Origin of the sequence: Flavivirga aquimarina, assembly GCF_030540835.1 — a bacterium.
Taxonomy (GTDB): Bacteria; Bacteroidota; Bacteroidia; order Flavobacteriales; family Flavobacteriaceae; genus Flavivirga; species Flavivirga aquimarina.
This window is the reverse complement of sequence record NZ_JAUOEK010000134.1, coordinates 83,926-104,340: the sequence shown is the minus strand read 5'-3', so window position 1 is coordinate 104,340 and position 20,415 is coordinate 83,926. Positions and strand designations below refer to the sequence as shown.

General features: G+C 33.0%; 10 protein-coding genes and 1 rRNA gene. 2 read left to right on the top strand and 9 right to left on the bottom strand.

The window, feature by feature from the left end:
• Together rrf and Q4Q35_RS13660 are read left to right on the top strand one after the other, a co-directional pair.
• Positions 1 to 103: ribosomal RNA gene (gene rrf / locus Q4Q35_RS13665) — 5S ribosomal RNA — on the top strand; the annotation flags it as partial.
• Between the two features lie 295 nt (positions 104 to 398).
• Positions 399 to 2,840 (top strand): helix-turn-helix domain-containing protein, encoded by a 2,442-nt coding sequence (locus Q4Q35_RS13660; protein WP_303278546.1) that lies wholly within the window; start codon positions 399 to 401, stop codon positions 2,838 to 2,840.
• 231 nt (positions 2,841 to 3,071) lie between these two features.
• Here the strand turns inward: Q4Q35_RS13660 and Q4Q35_RS13655 are convergent, their stop codons facing one another.
• The 9 genes from Q4Q35_RS13655 to Q4Q35_RS13615 form a co-directional block, all read right to left on the bottom strand.
• Entirely contained in the window at positions 3,072 to 4,496 is a 1,425-nt protein-coding gene (locus Q4Q35_RS13655) for a TolC family protein (RefSeq protein ID WP_303278545.1), read from the bottom strand.
• Between the two features lie 18 nt (positions 4,497 to 4,514).
• Positions 4,515 to 5,138, bottom strand: a complete 624-nt coding sequence (locus tag Q4Q35_RS13650; RefSeq protein WP_303278544.1) for an ABC transporter ATP-binding protein — start codon at positions 5,136 to 5,138, stop codon at positions 4,515 to 4,517.
• 15 nt (positions 5,139 to 5,153) lie between these two features.
• A complete protein-coding gene (locus tag Q4Q35_RS13645) occupies positions 5,154 to 7,526 on the bottom strand; it encodes an ABC transporter permease (RefSeq protein WP_303278543.1) in 2,373 nt (790 codons plus the stop codon).
• A 2-nt stretch (positions 7,527 to 7,528) separates the two neighbouring features.
• Positions 7,529 to 9,919 (bottom strand): ABC transporter permease, encoded by a 2,391-nt coding sequence (locus Q4Q35_RS13640; RefSeq protein WP_303278542.1) that lies wholly within the window; start codon positions 9,917 to 9,919, stop codon positions 7,529 to 7,531.
• Positions 9,920 to 9,962: 43 nt separating this feature from the next.
• Entirely contained in the window at positions 9,963 to 12,431 is a 2,469-nt protein-coding gene (locus Q4Q35_RS13635; protein WP_303278541.1) for an ABC transporter permease, read from the bottom strand.
• A gap of 17 nt (positions 12,432 to 12,448) precedes the next feature.
• Positions 12,449 to 14,854 carry an ABC transporter permease gene (locus Q4Q35_RS13630; RefSeq protein WP_303278540.1) on the bottom strand — a complete coding sequence of 802 codons (2,406 nt, stop codon included), beginning with the start codon at positions 14,852 to 14,854 and terminating at the stop codon, positions 12,449 to 12,451.
• 2 nt (positions 14,855 to 14,856) lie between these two features.
• The gene (locus Q4Q35_RS13625; protein ID WP_303278539.1) at positions 14,857 to 17,256 is read right to left on the bottom strand and encodes an ABC transporter permease; all 2,400 of its coding nucleotides are present in this window, start codon (positions 17,254 to 17,256) and stop codon (positions 14,857 to 14,859) included.
• Positions 17,257 to 17,258: 2 nt separating this feature from the next.
• Positions 17,259 to 19,664 carry an ABC transporter permease gene (locus tag Q4Q35_RS13620; RefSeq protein WP_303278538.1) on the bottom strand — a complete coding sequence of 802 codons (2,406 nt, stop codon included), beginning with the start codon at positions 19,662 to 19,664 and terminating at the stop codon, positions 17,259 to 17,261.
• A 68-nt stretch (positions 19,665 to 19,732) separates the two neighbouring features.
• On the bottom strand, positions 19,733 to 20,410 hold the full coding sequence (locus Q4Q35_RS13615; RefSeq protein WP_303278537.1) for an ABC transporter ATP-binding protein: 678 nt from the start codon (positions 20,408 to 20,410) through the stop codon (positions 19,733 to 19,735).
• Positions 20,411 to 20,415 lie beyond the last annotated feature (5 nt).

The window sequence follows — 20,415 nt, the reverse complement described above, 5'->3', positions numbered from 1 at the left end:
TGGTTATAGCGATGGGGCTCACCTCTTACCATTCCGAACAGAGAAGTTAAGCCCATTAGCGCCGATGGTACTGCATTTGTGGGAGAGTAGGTCGTTGCCTTTTTTGAATCCCGATTCTTTTTTTAGAATCGGGATTTTTTTTATATGTAAATAGACTTCTTATTTCCAACAAAGACGGCTCGATAAAGACACGTTTTTCCTTAAATCATTTGGTATACATTATGTTTTCAGTTATATCTCATGAGGTATTAGTGAACTATCACATAAAATGATATTTAAAAAATATAACAGTAACAAACACATTTCACCTTTCTTAAAAATTAATCTAAATATTTAAATATTTTAGCTTAAAACTCGTAGTTGATTTCTTATCTTTAATACGTTTTATAATCGACACAATGACAGATAATAAAGAGCTTGATTTAGCTTGGGACTTTGTTAATAATACAGATAGAAACGTATTTTTAACAGGTAAGGCAGGCACAGGGAAAACTACTTTTTTACGTAAGCTAAAAATGAAATCTTTAAAACGTATGGTAGTAGTGGCTCCTACGGGTGTTGCGGCTATTAATGCGAAGGGCGTGACTATACATTCGTTTTTTCAAATGCCTTTTGGCCCGCTTTTACCAGATACAGACTTAAATAATACCTCTGGTTTTAACCGTAAGTTTAGCAAGAATAAAATAAATATTATTAAGTCTCTGGATTTATTGGTAATTGATGAGATTAGTATGGTTCGTGCCGATTTATTAGATGGTATTGATAGGGTTTTAAGGCGCTTTAAAAACAGGAATAAAGTATTTGGAGGGGTTCAATTATTAATGATAGGTGATTTACAACAATTATCTCCTATTATAAAAGAGAATGAATGGGAATTACTAAAACCTTTTTATAAAAATGGATTCTTTTTTAGTAGCCAGGCATATATGAAATGTCAAGCCATTACTATAGAATTAAGCCATATTTATAGGCAAGATAATCCTAAATTTATTAAGATTCTTAATGAAATACGCACCAATACTTTAACACAGGTTTCAGCAGACGAATTAAATAAACGCTATCAACCTGACTTTATACCAGACGAAAAAGAAGGCTATATTTCTTTAACAACTCATAATAATAAGGCAGAACAGACCAATAATAAAGAACTGGATAAACTAAATACCAAAACTTATACGTATAATGCGAGTGTAGAAGGGAAATTTCCAGAATATGCCTATCCTAATAAGGAAGAATTAACTTTAAAGGTTGGCGCACAGGTGATGTTTATTAAAAATGATAGTTCAGCAGAAAAGCGCTATTTTAATGGGAAGATAGGTAAGGTAATTCATTTAGATATAGACGAAGTCATTGTGCATTGTCAAGAAGATGATTTTAATATAGTAACCAAACCGGAGATTTGGGAGAATATTAATTATACAGTTGATGCAGAAACTAAAGCCATTACCGAAAATAAAATTGGGGCTTATACTCAGATGCCATTACGGCTAGCATGGTCTATAACCATACATAAGAGCCAGGGACTAACCTTTGAAAAAGCGATTATTGATGCACAAGGTGCTTTTGCCCATGGACAAACTTATGTGGCATTAAGTAGATGTAAATCATTAGAAGGTTTAGTGCTAAATAGTAAGATAAATTCCAGTCATATAATTAGTGATAGTAATGTACAGTCTTTTAATAAAATGGCTGAAGAAAATCAGCCAGATGAAAATATTTTACAGGCATCGAAATCGGAGTTCCAATTAAATTTAATAACAGAATTGTTCGATTTTTATAAATTTCTGTACCCTACAGGTCGTATACTAGATATTTATTATAAAAACAGAACCAGTATAGAAGGGCAAATTGAAACACCTTTAAATACTATAAAATCTAGTGTAACAGACTTACTAAAAGTGGCTAATGCATTTAAGGCACAGTTAATTACTTTATGTGAAGAAGCTGAAACACCCGAATCGAGTGAAGCCCTTCAAGAACGCTTTATAAAGGCGATTAACTATTTTGATACTCAGACAAAATTGAATATAGAAACCCCTTTTAAATCCTTTGGTTTTACGACAGACAACAAGGCAATAGAAAAGGATATTATTAAACAGGTTGATACCTTAGAAGAATTATTAGCAACCAAACTATTGTATTTTGAGGGGTTACTAACTGGTTTTAATGTGGTAACCTTTTTAGAATTACGTGCTAAATCTGTTTTTCTTGCTAAAGAAAAACCTAAAAAACCTAGAAAAGCTGTTATAGATGGGACTACAAATATTGAGTTATTTGAATTGTTACGTGAGTTGAGAAACAACATAGCAAAACAAGAAGATTTAATCCACTATCAAGTGTTTACACAAAAAGCCTTGTATGACATGTGTGAAACCTTGCCAACTAATAAGCAGGAGTTAAAGGACGTTAATGGTATGGGGAAAGTACGCGTAGAAAAATATGGTACAGCTATTTTAGAAGTTATTAGAGCATATTGTGACGCGCATAATATTGAAACTTCTGCTGCTAGTGAGATAGACTTTTTCGAGGCTCCAAAACCAAAACCTAAGAAAGGAGATACTAAAAAGATTTCTCTAGACTTATTTAAAGCAGGAAAATCTCCCGATGCGATTGCTTTAGAAAGGGATTTGAATGTAAATACCATCATAGGTCATTTGGCAAACTTTATAGCTTCAGGAGAAGTGAAAATAACCGATTTAATTCCCAAAAGTCATTATGAGGAATTAAAAACGATCATTCCTAAAACAAAGTTTGAAAACCTTTCAGATTTGAAACATCAGGTAGATGATAAATATAGTTATGGCGAATTGCGTTTGGTACTTGATAACTTACATAATTAACCTGAGTTCGATATAAGAACGAACCTATTTTAGGTAAGCCAATATTCTAAGGTGTTTGTCTCCTTGAGCGCAGTCGAAAGGTTTTGTAATCGATAATTTTATAAAGGTTTCGACTGCGCTCAACCTGACACAAATAGTAAATTTCTGATTTTTAATAAAATACGATTATATTTATGTTGAACTCAGGTTAATTAGAAAAGAAGGGGATGAGTTTATAAAGAAAAAACTTATTTATACACCTCTATAATAATCCAGAATTTTAACACGGAGTAAATATTCATATTTTGTATTATTAAGATTTAGTTTGGCACTATCCAAATTGTTTTTGCTAGTTAAGTATGCTATAATATTGGAAACACCATTATTAAATCGCACTTCATTAATTCGGAAAGATTCTTCAAGTGCTACTACCTGATCTTGTAAAATATGAAACCTCTCAAAAGCAGATTCCATATTATTATAGGCATCTTCAATAGTCTGCTTAAAAAGTAATTTAGTGTTTTTAAGTTCAACTTTAGTTTCCTCTAAAGCTATTTTTTGTAATGACACAGTGTTTTTTGCCTGAAACCCATTGAATAATGGAATTCTTACGGATACACCCACAACAGAGCTTAAATTGTTATTAAATTGATCTTCATAACTAATTTTATTACTTTCAAAAGTGCTTTCATTTTGTAATACAGGATATTCTTGATTTCCTATATTAACAAAATCCCCTGTTTCGCTGATAACACTTCCAGTATTATTAAAAACCTGAGCTAAACTGGAGTAATTTGTGTTAAGTCTTCCAAAAAGTGATACTTCTGGGAAATAATTGGTCCTAGCTACTTTTATACCAGTGTTGGCTGCATCAATTCTAAGCTGTTTTGATTTAAAAGTAGCTAAATTTTGCAAGGCGTCATTATAAATATCATCTGCTGAAAACAAGTATTTCTCAGAAGCGATTAAACCAAAAATGTTTTCAAAGGTTTTATTAGAATCAGTATCTAAATTTAATAATTGAATCAGACTTAAAATGGCAGATTTATAATTGTTTTCCGCATTGATGATACCAATTTGGTCAGAGGCGTATTGTCCTTGCATATCTGTATAGTCAGCAAGGTTTCCAAATTCTTCTTTATAAAAAACTTCAAGCCTTTTTAACTGTTTTCTGGTTGTTTCGAGTCGTGCTTTAGAAATCACTAATTGGTCACGACTGCTTAATATTTGTATATAGCGCAAAGAAACGTCTAGAATCAAATTTTGCTTTGCCTCTTCAATTTCCATTTCGGAGGCTAGTAGATTAAATCGATCTTGTTTGATCTTATTTAGGATTCTAAACCCATTAAAAATGGTAGCATCCAGACTTAATCCTGCGTTTGAGAAGGTAAGCTCTTGATTACTATAAGCATTTGTAAATGGATCTATGCTACGACCATTATTTATACCCAAGTCATAACTCATATTCAAATTAGGAAGTAGGCCGTTTCTAGATTGTTTATAATTTACATCGGAAGATTTTGCTGATAGTTCAGACCTTTTTAAATCCAGATTGTTTTCAAGTGCTAGTTTAATACAATCGTCTAGTGACAGGCTTTTATAGGAGACGTTTTGAGCATATCCACAGCAATAAAACAGAGCTAAAAGACAAGTTAGATGTATGATCTTTTTATTCATAATAGTATTTTTTACAGATCAATTAGAAACAATTCGGCCATCTAACAAGTTGATGATTCGGGAGCCATAGGCTGCATTCTTTTCAGAATGAGTTACTTGAATAATGGTAACACCTTCATCATTTAATTGTTTAAAGAGCGTCATAATTTCATCACTTTGTTTGGAGTTGAGATTACCTGTGGGTTCATCTGCTAAAATTAATTTTGGGCTGGTAATCAATGCTCTGGCTATTCCTACTAATTGTTGCTGTCCGCCACTTAATTGAGCAGGAAACAAATCTTTCTTCCCCACAATATTAAATCGGTCTAACATATCAGCTACAAGTGCTTTTCGTTCAGACGAACGGTGTTTTTTATATAACAAAGGCGTTTCTATATTTTCATAGACTGTTAATTCATCTATTAAATGATAGGATTGAAACACAAAACCAATATACTCCTTATGAAAAAAAGTATATTCACCTTCGTTAAAACCATCAAGCATACCAATAACATTTAATAAAGTGGTTTTGCCAGAACCAGAAGGGCCCATGATGGAAATAAACTCACCTTCATTTACGGTAAAATCTATATCATTTAAAAGGAAAACCCGATTACCTCCTGAGTTTTCCCATTTAAAAAGATTTTTAATTTGTAGTATCATAGTTTTATTAATTTATTATTCTGTTTTTAAACTTTTAATTGGGTTTGTTATGGCGGCTTTTATAGTTTGAAAACTTATAGTGGTAAGAGCTATAACAACTATTGCTATTCCAGAAAGCGCAAACATCCACCAACGTATATTTATATGATAAGCAAAATCTTGAAGCCAGGTATCCATTACATACCATGCGATTGGTGTCGCGATAAATAATGCCGTTAAAACAAGTTTAAAAAAGTCTTTGGAAAGCATATTTACTAGCCCGAAAATACTTGCTCCCAGAACTTTTCGTATTCCAATTTCTTTAATACGTTGTTCTGCAATAAATGCTGATAATCCATATAGACCAATACAGGAGATAAAAATGGCCAGAATAGCAAACAGATTAAAAACAGTTCCCATTTGTTGCTCCCCACGATATTGATTTTCCAAATCTTTATCAACAAAATTATAGGCAAAAGGAAATGCAGAGTTTAGGTTCCCATAGATCTCTTTTAAAGCTTTTATGGTAGCTTCCGTTTTTCCTGGTTGGGTTCGGACTACAACAATATTATTTTTTTCTCTAAATCTTAATATGAGCGGTTCTATAGCATATTGTAGTGGTTTAAAATTAAAATCTTTCACAACGCCAATAATGGTTCCTTTCTTATCTTGAAACGATATGTTCTTTCCTATGGCTGTTTCTAAATTCATACCCATTACTTTCATGGCCTTTTCATTAATAACATAATTGGACGCATCGGTTCCAAATGCTTTAGAGAAACTGCGGCCACGAAGGGTCTCTATTTGAAAGACACTAGTAAAGTTCTCATCTATATCGATTCTAGGAAATATAATTTTAGAATTAGGGTCTTTTCCTTCCCATTCTACATTAACGGCTCCTGTAATTAGATTAGTAGGCAGATCGGATACCATAGAAAAATCGCTGGTGAGTGGATTTTGTTGTAACACCGTTTTTAAGGCGCTCCTTTTGTTATATATCCCATCTTTTTCAGGGATATATAAAAGGTTTGATTTGTCAAAACCCAAATCTTTGTCTTTTATAAAGTTTAATTGTTTATATACAACAACGGTTCCTACAAGTAGAAAAACAGACACAACAAATTGAGTAATAACCAATCCGTTTCGAAACAACAAATTCTCATGACCTGATCTTAATCTCCCTTTTATTGCTTTAATTGGTTTGAAGCCAGAAAGGAATAATGCGGGATAACTCCCTGAAAATAGGCCTGTAATTAACCCTATAAGAATTAAATTTAACCATATTTTATTATCTAACAATTGAAATACGATCTGTTTTTCAGTCAAATTATTAAATGCAGGGGTTACTAAGTATATAATGCAGATAGCAATGAATAAAGAAATAAATGAGATTAGTATAGACTCGCTTAAAAATTGAAATATCAATTGCTTTCTTTTAGCTCCGATTACTTTTCTAAGTCCTACCTCCTTAGCTCTTCGAAATGATTGAGCTGTGGCTAGATTCATAAAATTGATACAGGCAACTAATAAAATGATAAAAGCAATTATAATAAAAATATTCACATATTGAATATTACCATGACCAGAAACATCTATTTGTAAATTAGAAGAATGTAAATGAATATCTGTGAGGGGTTGTAACTGAAATTTGGGTTGAAATTCGGGACTTTTGGAAGCATAGATTTGATTGATTTCATTCTCAAGATCAGTACGTGCTTCAGATGATAATTTATGACCTCTATTAAATTGGATATAAGAATAAAAACCGAAATTATCCCATGTATTTTTGATTAGGTTTTTGTCTGTTTTTGCTAAATAAGCCATGGGTAAAATAATATCAAATTGTAAGTGGGAATTAGAGGGGGTATCTGCTAATATTCCAGTAATAGTGAACGTATCCTTATTATCTTTCCTTATAATTTTTCCTAAAGCATCTTCGCTTCCAAAATATTTTCTGGCTGTGGTCGCTGTTATTAATATCCCATTGGGATTTTGTAATGCCGTTTTTGGATGTCCTTTTAATAAAGAGAAATTAAACATTTCCAAAAAGTTGGCATCAGCACAAAAAACACGCTGCTCTTCAAATTTAAGGTTATTTGCTTCAAATAAAGCCGTAATTGGTGGGCTCAGACGCATTGTTGATTCTATTCCTGGAATGATATCTTGAAGACCAGATGCCATTCCAGCAGGACTAACGGCTGCTTTAAAATCACCTCCTGCGTCAACTGTAAGTCTATAAATTTGGTTGGCATTGGTGTGAAATTTATCATAACTCGTTTCATCTAGAACCCATAAAAGAATAAGAATACTACAACTCATGCCAATAGACAGACCTCCAATATTAATTACAGAATACCCTTTGTTTTTAATAAGGTTTCGCCACGCGATTTTTAAATAATTTCCAATCATAATTATTCTGTTTTGAGGTTTTTTATAGGATTCGAAACCGCAGCTTTTATAGCTTGGAAACTCACCGTTAATAATGTAATTATAAGTGCGCCAATCCCAGCAATTGCAAATACCCACCAAGAGATATTTGTTTGGTATTCATAATTATTCAACCAATTGCGCATACCGTAATATGCTATGGGTATAGCGATAATACAGGCAAGCATCACGAGTTTTACAAAATCTTTAGAAAGGAGTTTCCATAAATTAAAAATTGAGGCTCCTACAACTTTTCGAATACCAATTTCTTTGGAACGTTGTTCTGCCATAAATGAAGCCAATCCAAAAAGACCTAAACAGCTTATAAAAATGGCAAATAAGGCAAATATGCTTGCCAGAGTTCTTATGCGCTCTTCGGCAACAAACTTCTTAGCAAAAGAATGATCTACAAACTGATATTCAAAAGGGAGATTAGGAGCATGCTTTTTTAAAACCGTTTCTATTAGCGCTAGAGAAGCACTGGTGCTTTTTTCAGGATTTAATTTGAGATTTATCCAGCTTGTATTCTCATATTGTATCATATAAACAGCTTGCTTAACGGGTTTAAAAGGAGATTCTGCGAGTATGTCTTTTACAACGCCAATAATTTTATGGTCTTGGTTATTCCATCGAACAATTTTACCTATAGGGTTTTCGATTCCCATATATTTAATAGCAGCTTCATTGAATATAAAAGCAGTGGAGTCTGTTGGGAATGCTCTGGAAAAATCACGTCCTTTAGTGAGTTCCCAGCCAATTGTTTTTCCGTAATCATGCCCTATGAAAATCATGCCTATATTAGGTATAAAGTCAGGTGATTTACCTGCCCATTTAAAACCACCACCGCTACTCAATATATCTGTTAGGGGACTAGAAGATTCCGACATCTCTATAACAGCTTTACTATTCTTAAGGTCGTTTCTAAGCACATTGTATTTCCCTTTATAATCTTCTGTTACTTTTTCAAGCATAACCAATCCGTTTTTTTCATATCCCATAGGACGATTTTTAGAATGGTCAATTTGCTTTTCCACAACAATAGTTCCAACAACAAGTATTATGGAAACAGTAAATTGTACTACAACTAGGGTTTTACGAAAATAACTTGCTGAGTTTCCTGTTTTAAAAGTACCCTTTAATACGTTTACTGGACGGAAAGATGAGAGGTAAAGGGCAGGATAACTACCAGCTATAAGACTGGTAGCTATTGCAATTCCTGAACTTAACAAACAAAAATATAAATTGTTATAAGGAAAACGTATTTGTTTATTTGCCAATTGATTAAATGCAGGCAGTACTAATACTACTAAGATTAAAGCCAAAATAAGGGCAAATACCACGTTTAAAAACGATTCGCTCAAAAATTGGTTAATTAATTGACGTTTCGAAGATCCAATAGATTTACGAATTCCTACTTCTTTGGCTCTCTTTTCGGATTGTGCTGTACTTAAATTCATAAAATTAATACATGCTAGAAGTAATACAAATAGACCAATAATGCTAAATAGCCATACGTACTGAATAAACCCTCCAGTGTTAACACCATCTTTCCAATTAGACCTTAAATGCCAATCCTTCATAGGAAATAAAAAGAGTTCTGGATGGCTTTTCTTACCATATTCGGGGAGGTGGTCATACACAACATTTTTAATTTTTGAGCTAACCGAGGACATGTTGCTGCCATTTACAATTTGAACATACAGTTGATAGGAGCTATTATCCCACATATTATTATCGCGAGATTCTTTTACCCAAGTATAGGAAGACACATATAAGTCCCAGGGAGCTATAAATTCCAATTTATTAAATGTAGTATTAAAGGGCATGTTTTTATAAACACCTGTTACTTGCACATCTAGTTTATTACTTATAGTCATCAATTCACCAATAGGGTTTTTGTCCCCAAAAAGCACTTTTGCTGTTGCTTGTGAAATTACAATGGAGTTAGGATTTTTTAATCCATCCCAATTGCCGTATATCATATTTAATGAAAGCATTTTAAGTGCATCAGGTTCCATAAAGCCGCCTCTCTTAGAAATATTTTTATCGCCCACAGATAAGATATTATCACCATGAAATGAACTCATGACTACATGCTCAAAATCTTCATTGTATTTTGCTCTTAACTCATTCCCTAAAGGATAGGGCATCGTGTAACGGGTTCTCTTCTTTCCATTAGCTGTTTTATGCACTAAAACCTGAGCAATGTCCTCATAGTTTTTGTGATTCTGATCAAAAGTTATTTCGTCATGAATCCATAATCCAATAAGAATAACAACTGCCATACCTAAAGCAAGACCTCCAATGTTTATAGCAGAATATCCTTTGTTATTAATAAGGTTTCGCCATGCGATTTTAAAATAGTTATGTATCATGATTATTCGTTTTTCTTATACTGAACTTGTTTCAGTATCTATGTTATTCTTCTTTTAATGCTTTAACAGGATTACTTGTGGCAGCTTTAAAACTCTGCCAGCTTATTGTGGTTAATGCAATTAGTATAGACGCGAAGCCTGCAATGCCAAATATCCACCAGTCTATACTTGTTCTGTAGGCAAAGTCTTCTAGCCATGTATTAATAGCGTACCAGGAAATAGGAATTGATATAACAAATGCAACGAGCACCCATTTGATAAAATCTATGTTTAACATAATTATAATCTGTTTTACCGATGCGCCACTTACTTTTCTAATACTTATTTCTTTAAGCCGTTTTTTGATGTTAAACAATGTCAAACCAAGTAATCCTAAACAAGATACTAACAATGCAAGACATGCCGAGTAAGTTAAAATTTGATTGAATTTTTGATCGCTTTCGTACTGAGATGCAAAAGACGCCTCAGAGAAATTATAAATAAATTCCTCTTTAGGATATAAGCGATTCCATATTTGTGTTATTTGAGAGATGGTACCAGTTACATTATCAGAATTAAGCTGAAACGAATAATACCCTACGGAATGATCCCATCTTATATTTTGGGCATATATGGTGGGTTTTATGGCATTGTGAAGCGATGTATGATGATAATCTTCAATAACACCTCTTATTGTACAATCGTGTTTACCTAGAGTCACTCTGTTTCCAATGGCGTTGTTAGCACTTAAAAACCCCATGTCTTTTGCTGCTGTTTGGTTTATTAATATGTCATTAGAGACCCAGTCGTTTTGAAAGCTCAGGTTTTCTCCGGCTATTAATTTGATATTATAAGTTTTAAGATAGGCATCGTCAATACTAACTTCATTAAACGTAGCCGGGAAGGGTCCAGCGGTATGAACTGCTTTTACCTGATTGTTTAATCGCGGTGTAGTTTGACCAGGAATACTGGAACTGGTAGAAAACGAATTTACCCCTTTTAAAGTCAATAATTCATTTCTGAAAGTGGATAACTTAACAGGGATGTCCGGATGCTGATTCATGGTCATGGGAGAAAAACTAAATAAGGTTTGTTTGCCATTAAAACCCAGATCGGTTTGCATCATAAATTGCATTTGTTTGTAAATACCTATGGTGCAAACAATTAATATGATGGTGATTGAAAATTGGGCAGTCACCATTAATTTCTGACCTCTCCAGTTTTGGTTTATTTTTTGACCAACTATTTTTAATCCAGAAGTAAAGCGGTTTTTTACAACTGATAGAAATGGTATGAGCGCAGCGCTAAATGCGATTAATATAAGCACAAATACCACATATAAAAGTATTGATAAATCTATGGTGTGTGCCGGTAATTGTGTTGTAATTAAGGCATACGCTATAGGTAATGAAATAAGAAGTGACAAAGCATTGATTAGAAAGCTTTCTACGAACATTAATTGAAATATTTGTGTATATGTTGCCCCACTAAATAGTCTTATAGCATAGTTTTTTAAAAGCTCTAGATTAGAAATGGTATTCAGGCTTATAAAGTTTATAGCACATACAAACAGGACAACAAAGATGATTATGGAAAGAAAAAGCACTTGTTTTGTATTTCCATTTGCAGATATTTCGTGATCTAGATTAGATTTTAAATGGATATCTTTTATGGGTTGAAAGTTGAATGCCATGTTACTATCCTTTAAGTTTTGAGGTAGTGGTACTTTAGTAAGTAAAGCAGCCACTTTAGATTCAACGGTATTTATGTTTGTTCCTTCTTTTAGTTTTATATAGCAATAAGGGCGATAGGCTACAGGTGTTCTCCACCTTCTTACGGTGTACGGATCTGGTTGTTTGTAAGTAAAATTGGGATTATCTATTAAAATCTGACGCGTATTATCAAAGTTGCGCATATAATAGAAAAGTGATTTATAGGTGGCTACGACATCAATTTTTAGATGGCTATTATCGGGTATGTCTTCAAAAACAGCGTCAACAACAAATTTCCAACCTTCATTTACGGTGATTTCTTTATTGAGCGGGTTTTCGTTTCCAAACAATTTATGGGCAAAGGATTGGGAGATAACGACTCCGTGAATATTTTTTAATACGCCTGTATTTTCAGACTTTATGATTTTACGCTCAAAAACATCAAAAAATGAAGGGTCGCTAAAAACAAAATCTACATCCTGTATTTTTTGTGTAGATCCACTAAATATAGTTACTACATCTTTATTAAAATTACAATGGTTAAGTATTTCGGGGAGTTCCAGATTTAAAAGTTCGGAAGCACCATGAAAGTTTTTTGCAGATTTTACCTGTTCACCATTTTCATACTTTAGGTCTAATGCCACTCTATAGACTGACTCTGAATGGTTCCAAAATTGGTCATAATTGGTTTCATGCTGAATTTTTACAACTAAAAACATAAAAATACTATAGCCTATTATAAGCCCTAAAATTTTGGTTAGGGATAAAAACTTCTTTTTTACTAAATTTCTAATAATGGTATTTATAATATGTGATTTCATATTTTGATACTATTTTATTACTCTGTTCTTAAACTTTTAATAGGGTTTGTTTGAGCCGCTTTAATGCTTCTAAAACTTATAGTTATAAAAGCAATACAAATAGTAATAAAACCAGCTATTAAAAATGTAGGCCATTCAATTTTTGTACGATATGCAAAATCTTGAAGCCAGATATTCATTGAATAATAGCCTAGTGGGAATGCTATAGCAAAAGAAACCATTACCAGTTTTATAAAATATTCAGAGATCATTAAAACGATTTGAGAGACTGTAGAGCCTAATACTTTTCTAACACCAATTTCTTTAAACCGTTGTTCTGTTGTAAATGTAACCAGGCCAAATAAGCCCAAACAGGCAATAAAAATGGTTAGTATCGCAAATATTTTTAAAATAGTTCCCATTCTTTGTTCTGCCATATAAGTCTCATTATAGGAGTCATCAAGTAGGGTGTACGTAAAAGGCTCATTAACTTGATAGTTATTCCATAGTTTTGAAATACTTGTTATTAATCCAGACATATCAGCACCTTTTGCCCGAACAATAAGCCCTGAAGAAGATTTATTTAGCATGATTAAAGGCTCAATTTTTTGATGTAATGAACGGAAATGAAAATCTTTTACAACACCAATAATTTTGAACGTTTTTAAATCGTCATTCACACCTATGATCATTGTTTTTCCAATGGGGTTAGAACCATAGCCTAATTTATTTATAGTTGTTTCGTTGACAATAATATTTAGAGAATCTGCTCCAAAATTATTCGAAAAATTACGTCCTTCTATTAATTTCATTCCCATAGTTGGAATGTACTCATCATCTATATAGAAGATATTTACTCGTCTGTCAAACTTCTGATTCACATATATACCTGTTACACTATTGTTAGTAACACCTGCAGGAACATGTCCCGATGATGTTACACGTTCTACTCTAGGGTCTGTTAAAATTTGATTCTTAAACGACGTTTGATTGGGTCCTAAAAAATAAGATTCTCTTAATACCAACAATTGCTTTTTATTGTAACCAATATCTTTATTTTGAATAAAGGTCATTTGTTTGTCAACAATAAGTGTAGCAAGTATGAGACCAGCTGAAATAACAAATTGAAAAACAACCAAACCACTTCTTACTCCTTTTTTATTTCCTGTACTTAAAAATTTGCTTTTTAAAGCGGCAATGGGTTTAAATGAAGCAATATAAAACGCCGGATAAACTCCAGCTAGAAGACTAATGACTATAAGTAGTGAAACAAGGGTAAAAACTATTTGAGGTTCTAATAAATAAGTCATTTGTAATTCTTTATCAAATAAATTATTAAAAAAAGGAAGCATAATAACTATAAGAATGACCGCTAAAAGCATGGCAGCCGCAGTGGAAAAAAAAGCTTCTGTTAAAAACTGACCAATTAATTGACTCTTTTTAGACCCTAACACCTTTCTAACACCTACTTCTTTCGCTCGTTTTGTTGCTGAAGCCGTGGATAGATTCATAAAGTTAACACAGGCAATCAACAGCATAAATAATGCAATGGAACAGAAAATATATACGGATTTCATATCACCACCTTGTTCGAGGGTACTGGCACTTGAAAAGTCAGAATTTAAATGAATATCGGTTAGAGGTTGCAAAAATAATCCTAGCTGATTATCTTTAGTGAACTCGGCAAACGTCATCCCAGTTTCTTCTTTCATTTGTGGTCCCATATATTTTTCTATAATGGCAGAAAATTTCGATTCTAAACTTTTATAATCGAGACCTTTCTTTAAGACCAAATAGGTATAAAACCCAGAGTTCATCCATGACGTATTTTTTGCTGCTGAGTACCCAACCATTGAAGCTAACATATCAAAATGGAAGTGAGAATTATTGGGCATGTTGTCTATTATGGCGGTAATTTCAAATTGTAAATCATTAACAAGTAATATTTTGCCAATGGGGTCTTCCTTGCCAAAATATTTTATAGCTTCATTTTTAGTGAGTACAATGGTATTGGGTTTATCCAAAGGAGCTACCTTGTTTCCTTTGATAATTGGTAGCGTAAAAACATCGAAAAAATTGGGGTCTACATAAGCGAATTTTCCATTTCTATAGTTGTTTTTTTCATATGAAACTTTTGGAGATGGAATTCTTTTAAAACGTGTTGCGTCTACAACTTCAGGGAATTCTTGTTTTAGCGTTTGGGCAACAGGAGGCATTACTACGGCTTCTTTTATAAGTTCGCCATTTACATTTGCTCTAAAAACAACTCTAAAAACCTCATCCTTTCTTTCATTAAAACGGTCGTAACTCAATTCATCTAATACAAATAGAACAATTAAAAGGCAAGACGCAATACCAATTGCTAACCCAATAATATTTATAGAGGAAATAGCTTTGTTTTTTATCAAGTTTCGCCATGCAATTTTGATATAGTTTCTAATCATGATTATTCTGTTCTTAAACTTTTAATAGGATTTGCCATAGCAGCTCTAATAGAGTGATAACCAACTGTTAAAAATGTGACAAGCAAGGTCACAATAACTGGAATAAAAAACACAGACCATTCGGGTTCAATTCTGTATGCGAAATTCTGTAACCATTTTTTTGTAGCGAAAAAAGCGAATGGTGATGCAATAATGATAGCTATTGTTACTAATACTAAAAAGTTCTTACTTATTAAAAGTATGATATTACTAAGGTTTGCTCCTAAGACTTTTCTAATACCAATTTCTTTAGTGCGTTGTACTATTGAGAAAGCTGCTAGACCAAACAATCCTAAGCAAGCAAGAATAATAGCAAGTCCTGCTGCTACACTAAAAAGAATTGCACTGCGCTTTTCTGTTTGGTAAAGTGCGTCATAATCTTCATCTAAGAAATGGTAATTAAAAGGTCTGCCATTAGTACGTTCATTCCAAAGAGTTTCCAAGTTACCCAAAGTACCTTGAACATCTAAATCAGAAATTCGAACCATATAATTTCTTGAAAAATTACGACCTAAAAACATAAGCAATGGTCCAACTGGCTCATGCAAACTGCTAAAATTAAAATCTTTTACAACACCTAATACGGGGCCTGAGGCTCTATTTTCAATAGTACGCCCAATAGCTTCTTCTGGAGACCAACCAATTTGTTTTGCTAAGGTTTCGTTTATTAAATAAGGTTGTTTGTAGTTAACACTATTATTAGTGGTATCCATTAAAGCAAAATCTGATTGTATAAAATCACGTCCTGCAACCATTTTCATGCCTAAGGTGTTCACAAAATTTAAATCTACAGGCATTGCATTGATATCGATAGTATGCTCTCCGTTTTCGTCTACCACATTTACACCATCTCCCCATTTTACAAACTTAGGAGTTTCATAAGATGCTGTAACTGATTGCACTCCAGAAATTTGTTCTAAACCATATTTAAAGGTTTCGAAATTCTCAAGCATAGTTCTGCTTATAGGTAATACAACCACATGGTCTTTATTATATCCCAAATTTTTGTTTTGAATAAAATCCATTTGCTGAAGGATAACCATCGTGTAAATAATAAGGAATACGGAAATCGAAAATTGACCTACTATTAAGGATTTTTTTAATATTCCATTTCCTCCAGGACTTCTGAATCCTTTTTTAAGAACACTCATAACGTTAGTTCCCGATAAAACAAGTGCAGGATACAAACCCGCAAGGAAACTCACTATTACACTGAATAAAAAAAGTAATAGCATTGATATTGGTTGAAGTAACTCTAATTTGGTAAACGCTTTCCCTGTTATAGAGTTAAAATATGGCAGCACCAGGACACATAATAATAAAGCTAAGACAGCTGCAATAAATGTAATGGTTGTAGATTCACTAATAAATTGTATGAATACTTGACGCTTACTAGCTCCCATTACCTTTCGCATTCCAATCTCGCCACTTCTAGAAGTGGATTGAGCTGTTGCAAGGTTGGTGTAATTGGCACTTGCAATTAATAAAATAAGTAAGGAAATTATAATGAATATGTATATGTATGTCATGTTTCCATTTGGTTCGAAACCAGCCAAATCAGATTTTAAATGGACATCCAATAGTGGTTGCATATGGTAATTTAAATAACTCTCGCCTTCTAAACCTGCTTGGCTTCTAATAGCATCCGTTTGCATATAAGTATTTATTTGCTGTTCAAATTGAGTTATATCATCACCAGTGTTCAACAAAAAATAGGTTATCCAATTAGCTGACCACCATTGCTCTCTTTTTACTTTATTTCCAAGGTTTAAGAATTGGGTTACAAAATCAAACTTAATTTGTGAATTTTTAGGACAGTCTTGGCTAACCCCTGAAACAATCATCTCCTTGCCAATAACTGTTATGGTTTTATTAATAGGGTTTTCATCACCAAAATATTTTTTTGCCATGGATTCTGTAAGCACAATTTTGTTTGGTGCATCTAGAATAGTTTCAGCATTCCCCTGTAAGAGGTTAAAAGAAAATATGTTGAAGAAGGAAGGATCTGCAAAAAGAATTCTATCCTCATTAAAAAGTTTGTTACCGTATTCTACATTACTAGTGCTAATAAATGTTCTAGTGTATTCTTCTATTTTAGGAAAAGTCCTCGCAAACTCTGGGCCTACTTTGGTTCCAGTTGTTGCTGCATAATTAATTTCGTTCGACATTTTATATTCCATTGTAACACGTACAATGCGATTGGCTTTGTCATTAAATTTGTCATAACTCAGTTCTTTAACAATATAAAGACCAATGAGCATGCAAGAAGCTAAACCAATAGCCAAGCCAAAAATATTAATGCTTGCGTATAATTTGTTTTTTCGTAGATTTCTTAATGCTATTTTAAAATAGTTTTTAATCATGATTATTCTGTTCTTAAACTTTTTATAGGATTTGCAATTGCTGCTTTGATGGCTTGGAAACTTACGGTGATAAGTGTGATAATAAGTGCCCCAAAACATGCAATTGCAAACACATCCCAACCTACAGACACTCTATAGCTAAACTTCTGTAACCATTGCCCCATAATATAATAGGCAAAAGGAGAAGCAATCAAGAGAGCAATAACTACAAGCGTGATGAAATCTTTTGAGAGTAATAACCATAATTGACTGATGGATGCTCCTAATACTTTTCTAACACCAATTTCTTTAGTGCGTTGCTCAGCTACAAATGATGCCAATCCAAATAACCCCAAGCAACTAATAAAAATAGCTAATGCAGTAAATACTCTAGCCAAACTTGCAATGCGTTCTTCTGAACTAAATTTTCTTCCGTATTCTTCATCTACAAATTGAAAATCGAAAGGGGTATCTGGGAAATTCTTTTTAAAGACATTTTTAATTATTTCTAAGTTTTTAGCAGTACTTTTTTCTGGATTTAATCTTAGATTATAGAAGCTTGCAGTACCACCATTATCAAAAGCATAAATCGACTGTTTTACAGGGCTGTAAGGAGATTGCATAATAATATCATCTATGACTCCGATAATTTTTAAAGGTGGCTCTCGATTTTCGACGTCAGTATCAGCATCTCTAATATACTTTCCTATCGGATCTTTAATTCCCATGTACTCAACAGCAGTTTTATTTAGAATTACACCTAAGGAATCTGATGGGAAATCACGTGAAAAACCACGTCCTTGAATTATTTTTGCGCCCAAGGTTTTCACAAACTCGTAAGAAACATTAGTGTAAGCTAAATCTTCTTGAAAGCCAACAGGTTTTCCTTCCCAAGTATAACCAGATCTATTTGACCAAACATTTGTTGTAGGACTACTTGTTGTTGCCATTTCTATAGCGCCACCAGAAGCTATAAATTGCGTTCTCATAACCTCGGCTTTACCAATAAATTCATTACTCATTACTGGGATTTGGATTAAGCCTTCTTTATCATATCCAACAGGGCGATCTTTACTAAATTGAATTTGATTCATTACTACTAGTGTAGCAATAATCAAGGCTATAGATACCGTAAACTGCGTAACAACCAGGATTTTTCTAGGTAAAGACGAGTAACGACCAGATTTAAAAGCACCTTTTAGAACTGCTACTGGATTAAAGGATGATAAATATATTGCAGGATAGCTACCTGATAAGAAAGCCGTAACAATTATAAACGCTAACGCTACTAGCCAAAATTGAATATTAGTCCACGGAAATACAATGACTTTACTAGCCAAATTATTAAATCCATTTAAAAAGAGTAATACGATACCTATGGCAAATACAAATGATAAAATAACAATTAAAAAAGACTCGCTTAAAAATTGAAATATTAACTGACCTCGTTGAGAACCAATTGATTTTCTAATACCAACTTCAGTAGCTCGTTTTTCTGAACGTGCTGTACTTAAATTTATAAAATTAATACAAGCTAATAGTAAAATGAATAATCCAATTATACCAAACAACCACACATTTTCTATACGCCCTCCAGATTGAACACCATTTTCGAAATCGTTTCTTAAGTACCAATCTTGCATAGGAAATAAGAATATTTGAGGATTAAACTCTGCTTCATCAACTGATGCGTTTTTCTTAACATCTATAATTTTAGATGTCACTGCTTCCATGGTTGTGTTTTCATTAATTTGAACAAACATTTGAAAGGAATTATTCCCCCAACGGTCTATAGCATTTTCTAACCATGGTTGTTTTGTTACATAATACTTCCACGGTATTAAATAATCCATTTCATTAAATGAATTATTCTCAGGAATATCGTTATAAACAGCAGTAACTATTAAATCATCTAAATTGTTAACCTTTATTATTTTACCCACAGCAGCATCAGATCCAAACAATGTTTTAGCAGAAGTTTCAGAAAGCATTATAGAATTCTTTTCTTTAAGTCCATCTTTAATCCCTTCAATTATTTTGAGGTCTAGCATTTCTGGACCGCTTTCTTGCATCGCATTTCCTTGTGTATAGATATTCGTTTCGCCATATTTTAAATATCTAGGCTGCTCCCAAGAAGACATAACAATATGCTTAAAATTATCGGCGTATTCCTCTCGTAATATAAATTCCAAAGGTCTAGGAATTGCAGGCCCTGTACCAACATCTCCATTCATTGCCTGGCTTTGATATACTTGGGCTATAACATCTTTCTTTTTAAAGTGATCATTATAATTTAATTCATCAGTTATCCATAAACCTATCATTATTGTTGCCGCCATACCAACTGCTAAACCAGATATGTTTATAAATGAATAGACCTTGTTCTTTAAAAGATTTCTCCATGCTATTTTAAAATAATTTCTAAACATGATTTTTATGATTTGCTATTCGTTTTTTGATTGATTGATTTTTCTATTTTATGATCTGAAAAACAGACTTAAATTAAACTATTTTCTATGACCTTTTGACCATCTAGCATACGAATAATACGGTGTGAAAACTTAGCATCATGCTCGCTATGTGTTACCATAATAATGGTGGTGCCTTGTTTATTTAATTCGGTTAATAAATCCATGACTTCATTACCATTAGAACTGTCGAGGTTTCCTGTAGGCTCATCGGCAAGGATTAGTTTGGGGTTGTTTACTACGGCTCTAGCTACTGCGACACGTTGTTGTTGACCTCCAGACAATTGCTGTGGGAAGTGTTTGCGTCTGTGCATGATTTGCATTTTCTCTAATACTTCATGCACTTTCTTTTTTCTTTCAGCTTTTTTTACACCTGTATAAATTAATGGGAGTTCCACATTTTCAAAAACAGTGAGTTGATCTATTAGATTAAAGCTTTGAAATACAAAACCAATATTATGTTTGCGAATGTTTGCTCTTTTTCTTTCGTTATAATGAATAACCTCTTCACCATTAAAAATAAAACTACCACCATCAGAATCGTCTAACATTCCTAAAATATTAAGTAGTGTTGATTTACCACACCCCGAAGGTCCCATAATGGCAACAAATTCACCTTTTTTTACATCAAAAGACAATTTGTTAAGCGCTATGGTTTGTAACTCTTCAGTTTTATAATATTTTTCTAAATCAGTTATTTTAATCATGATTG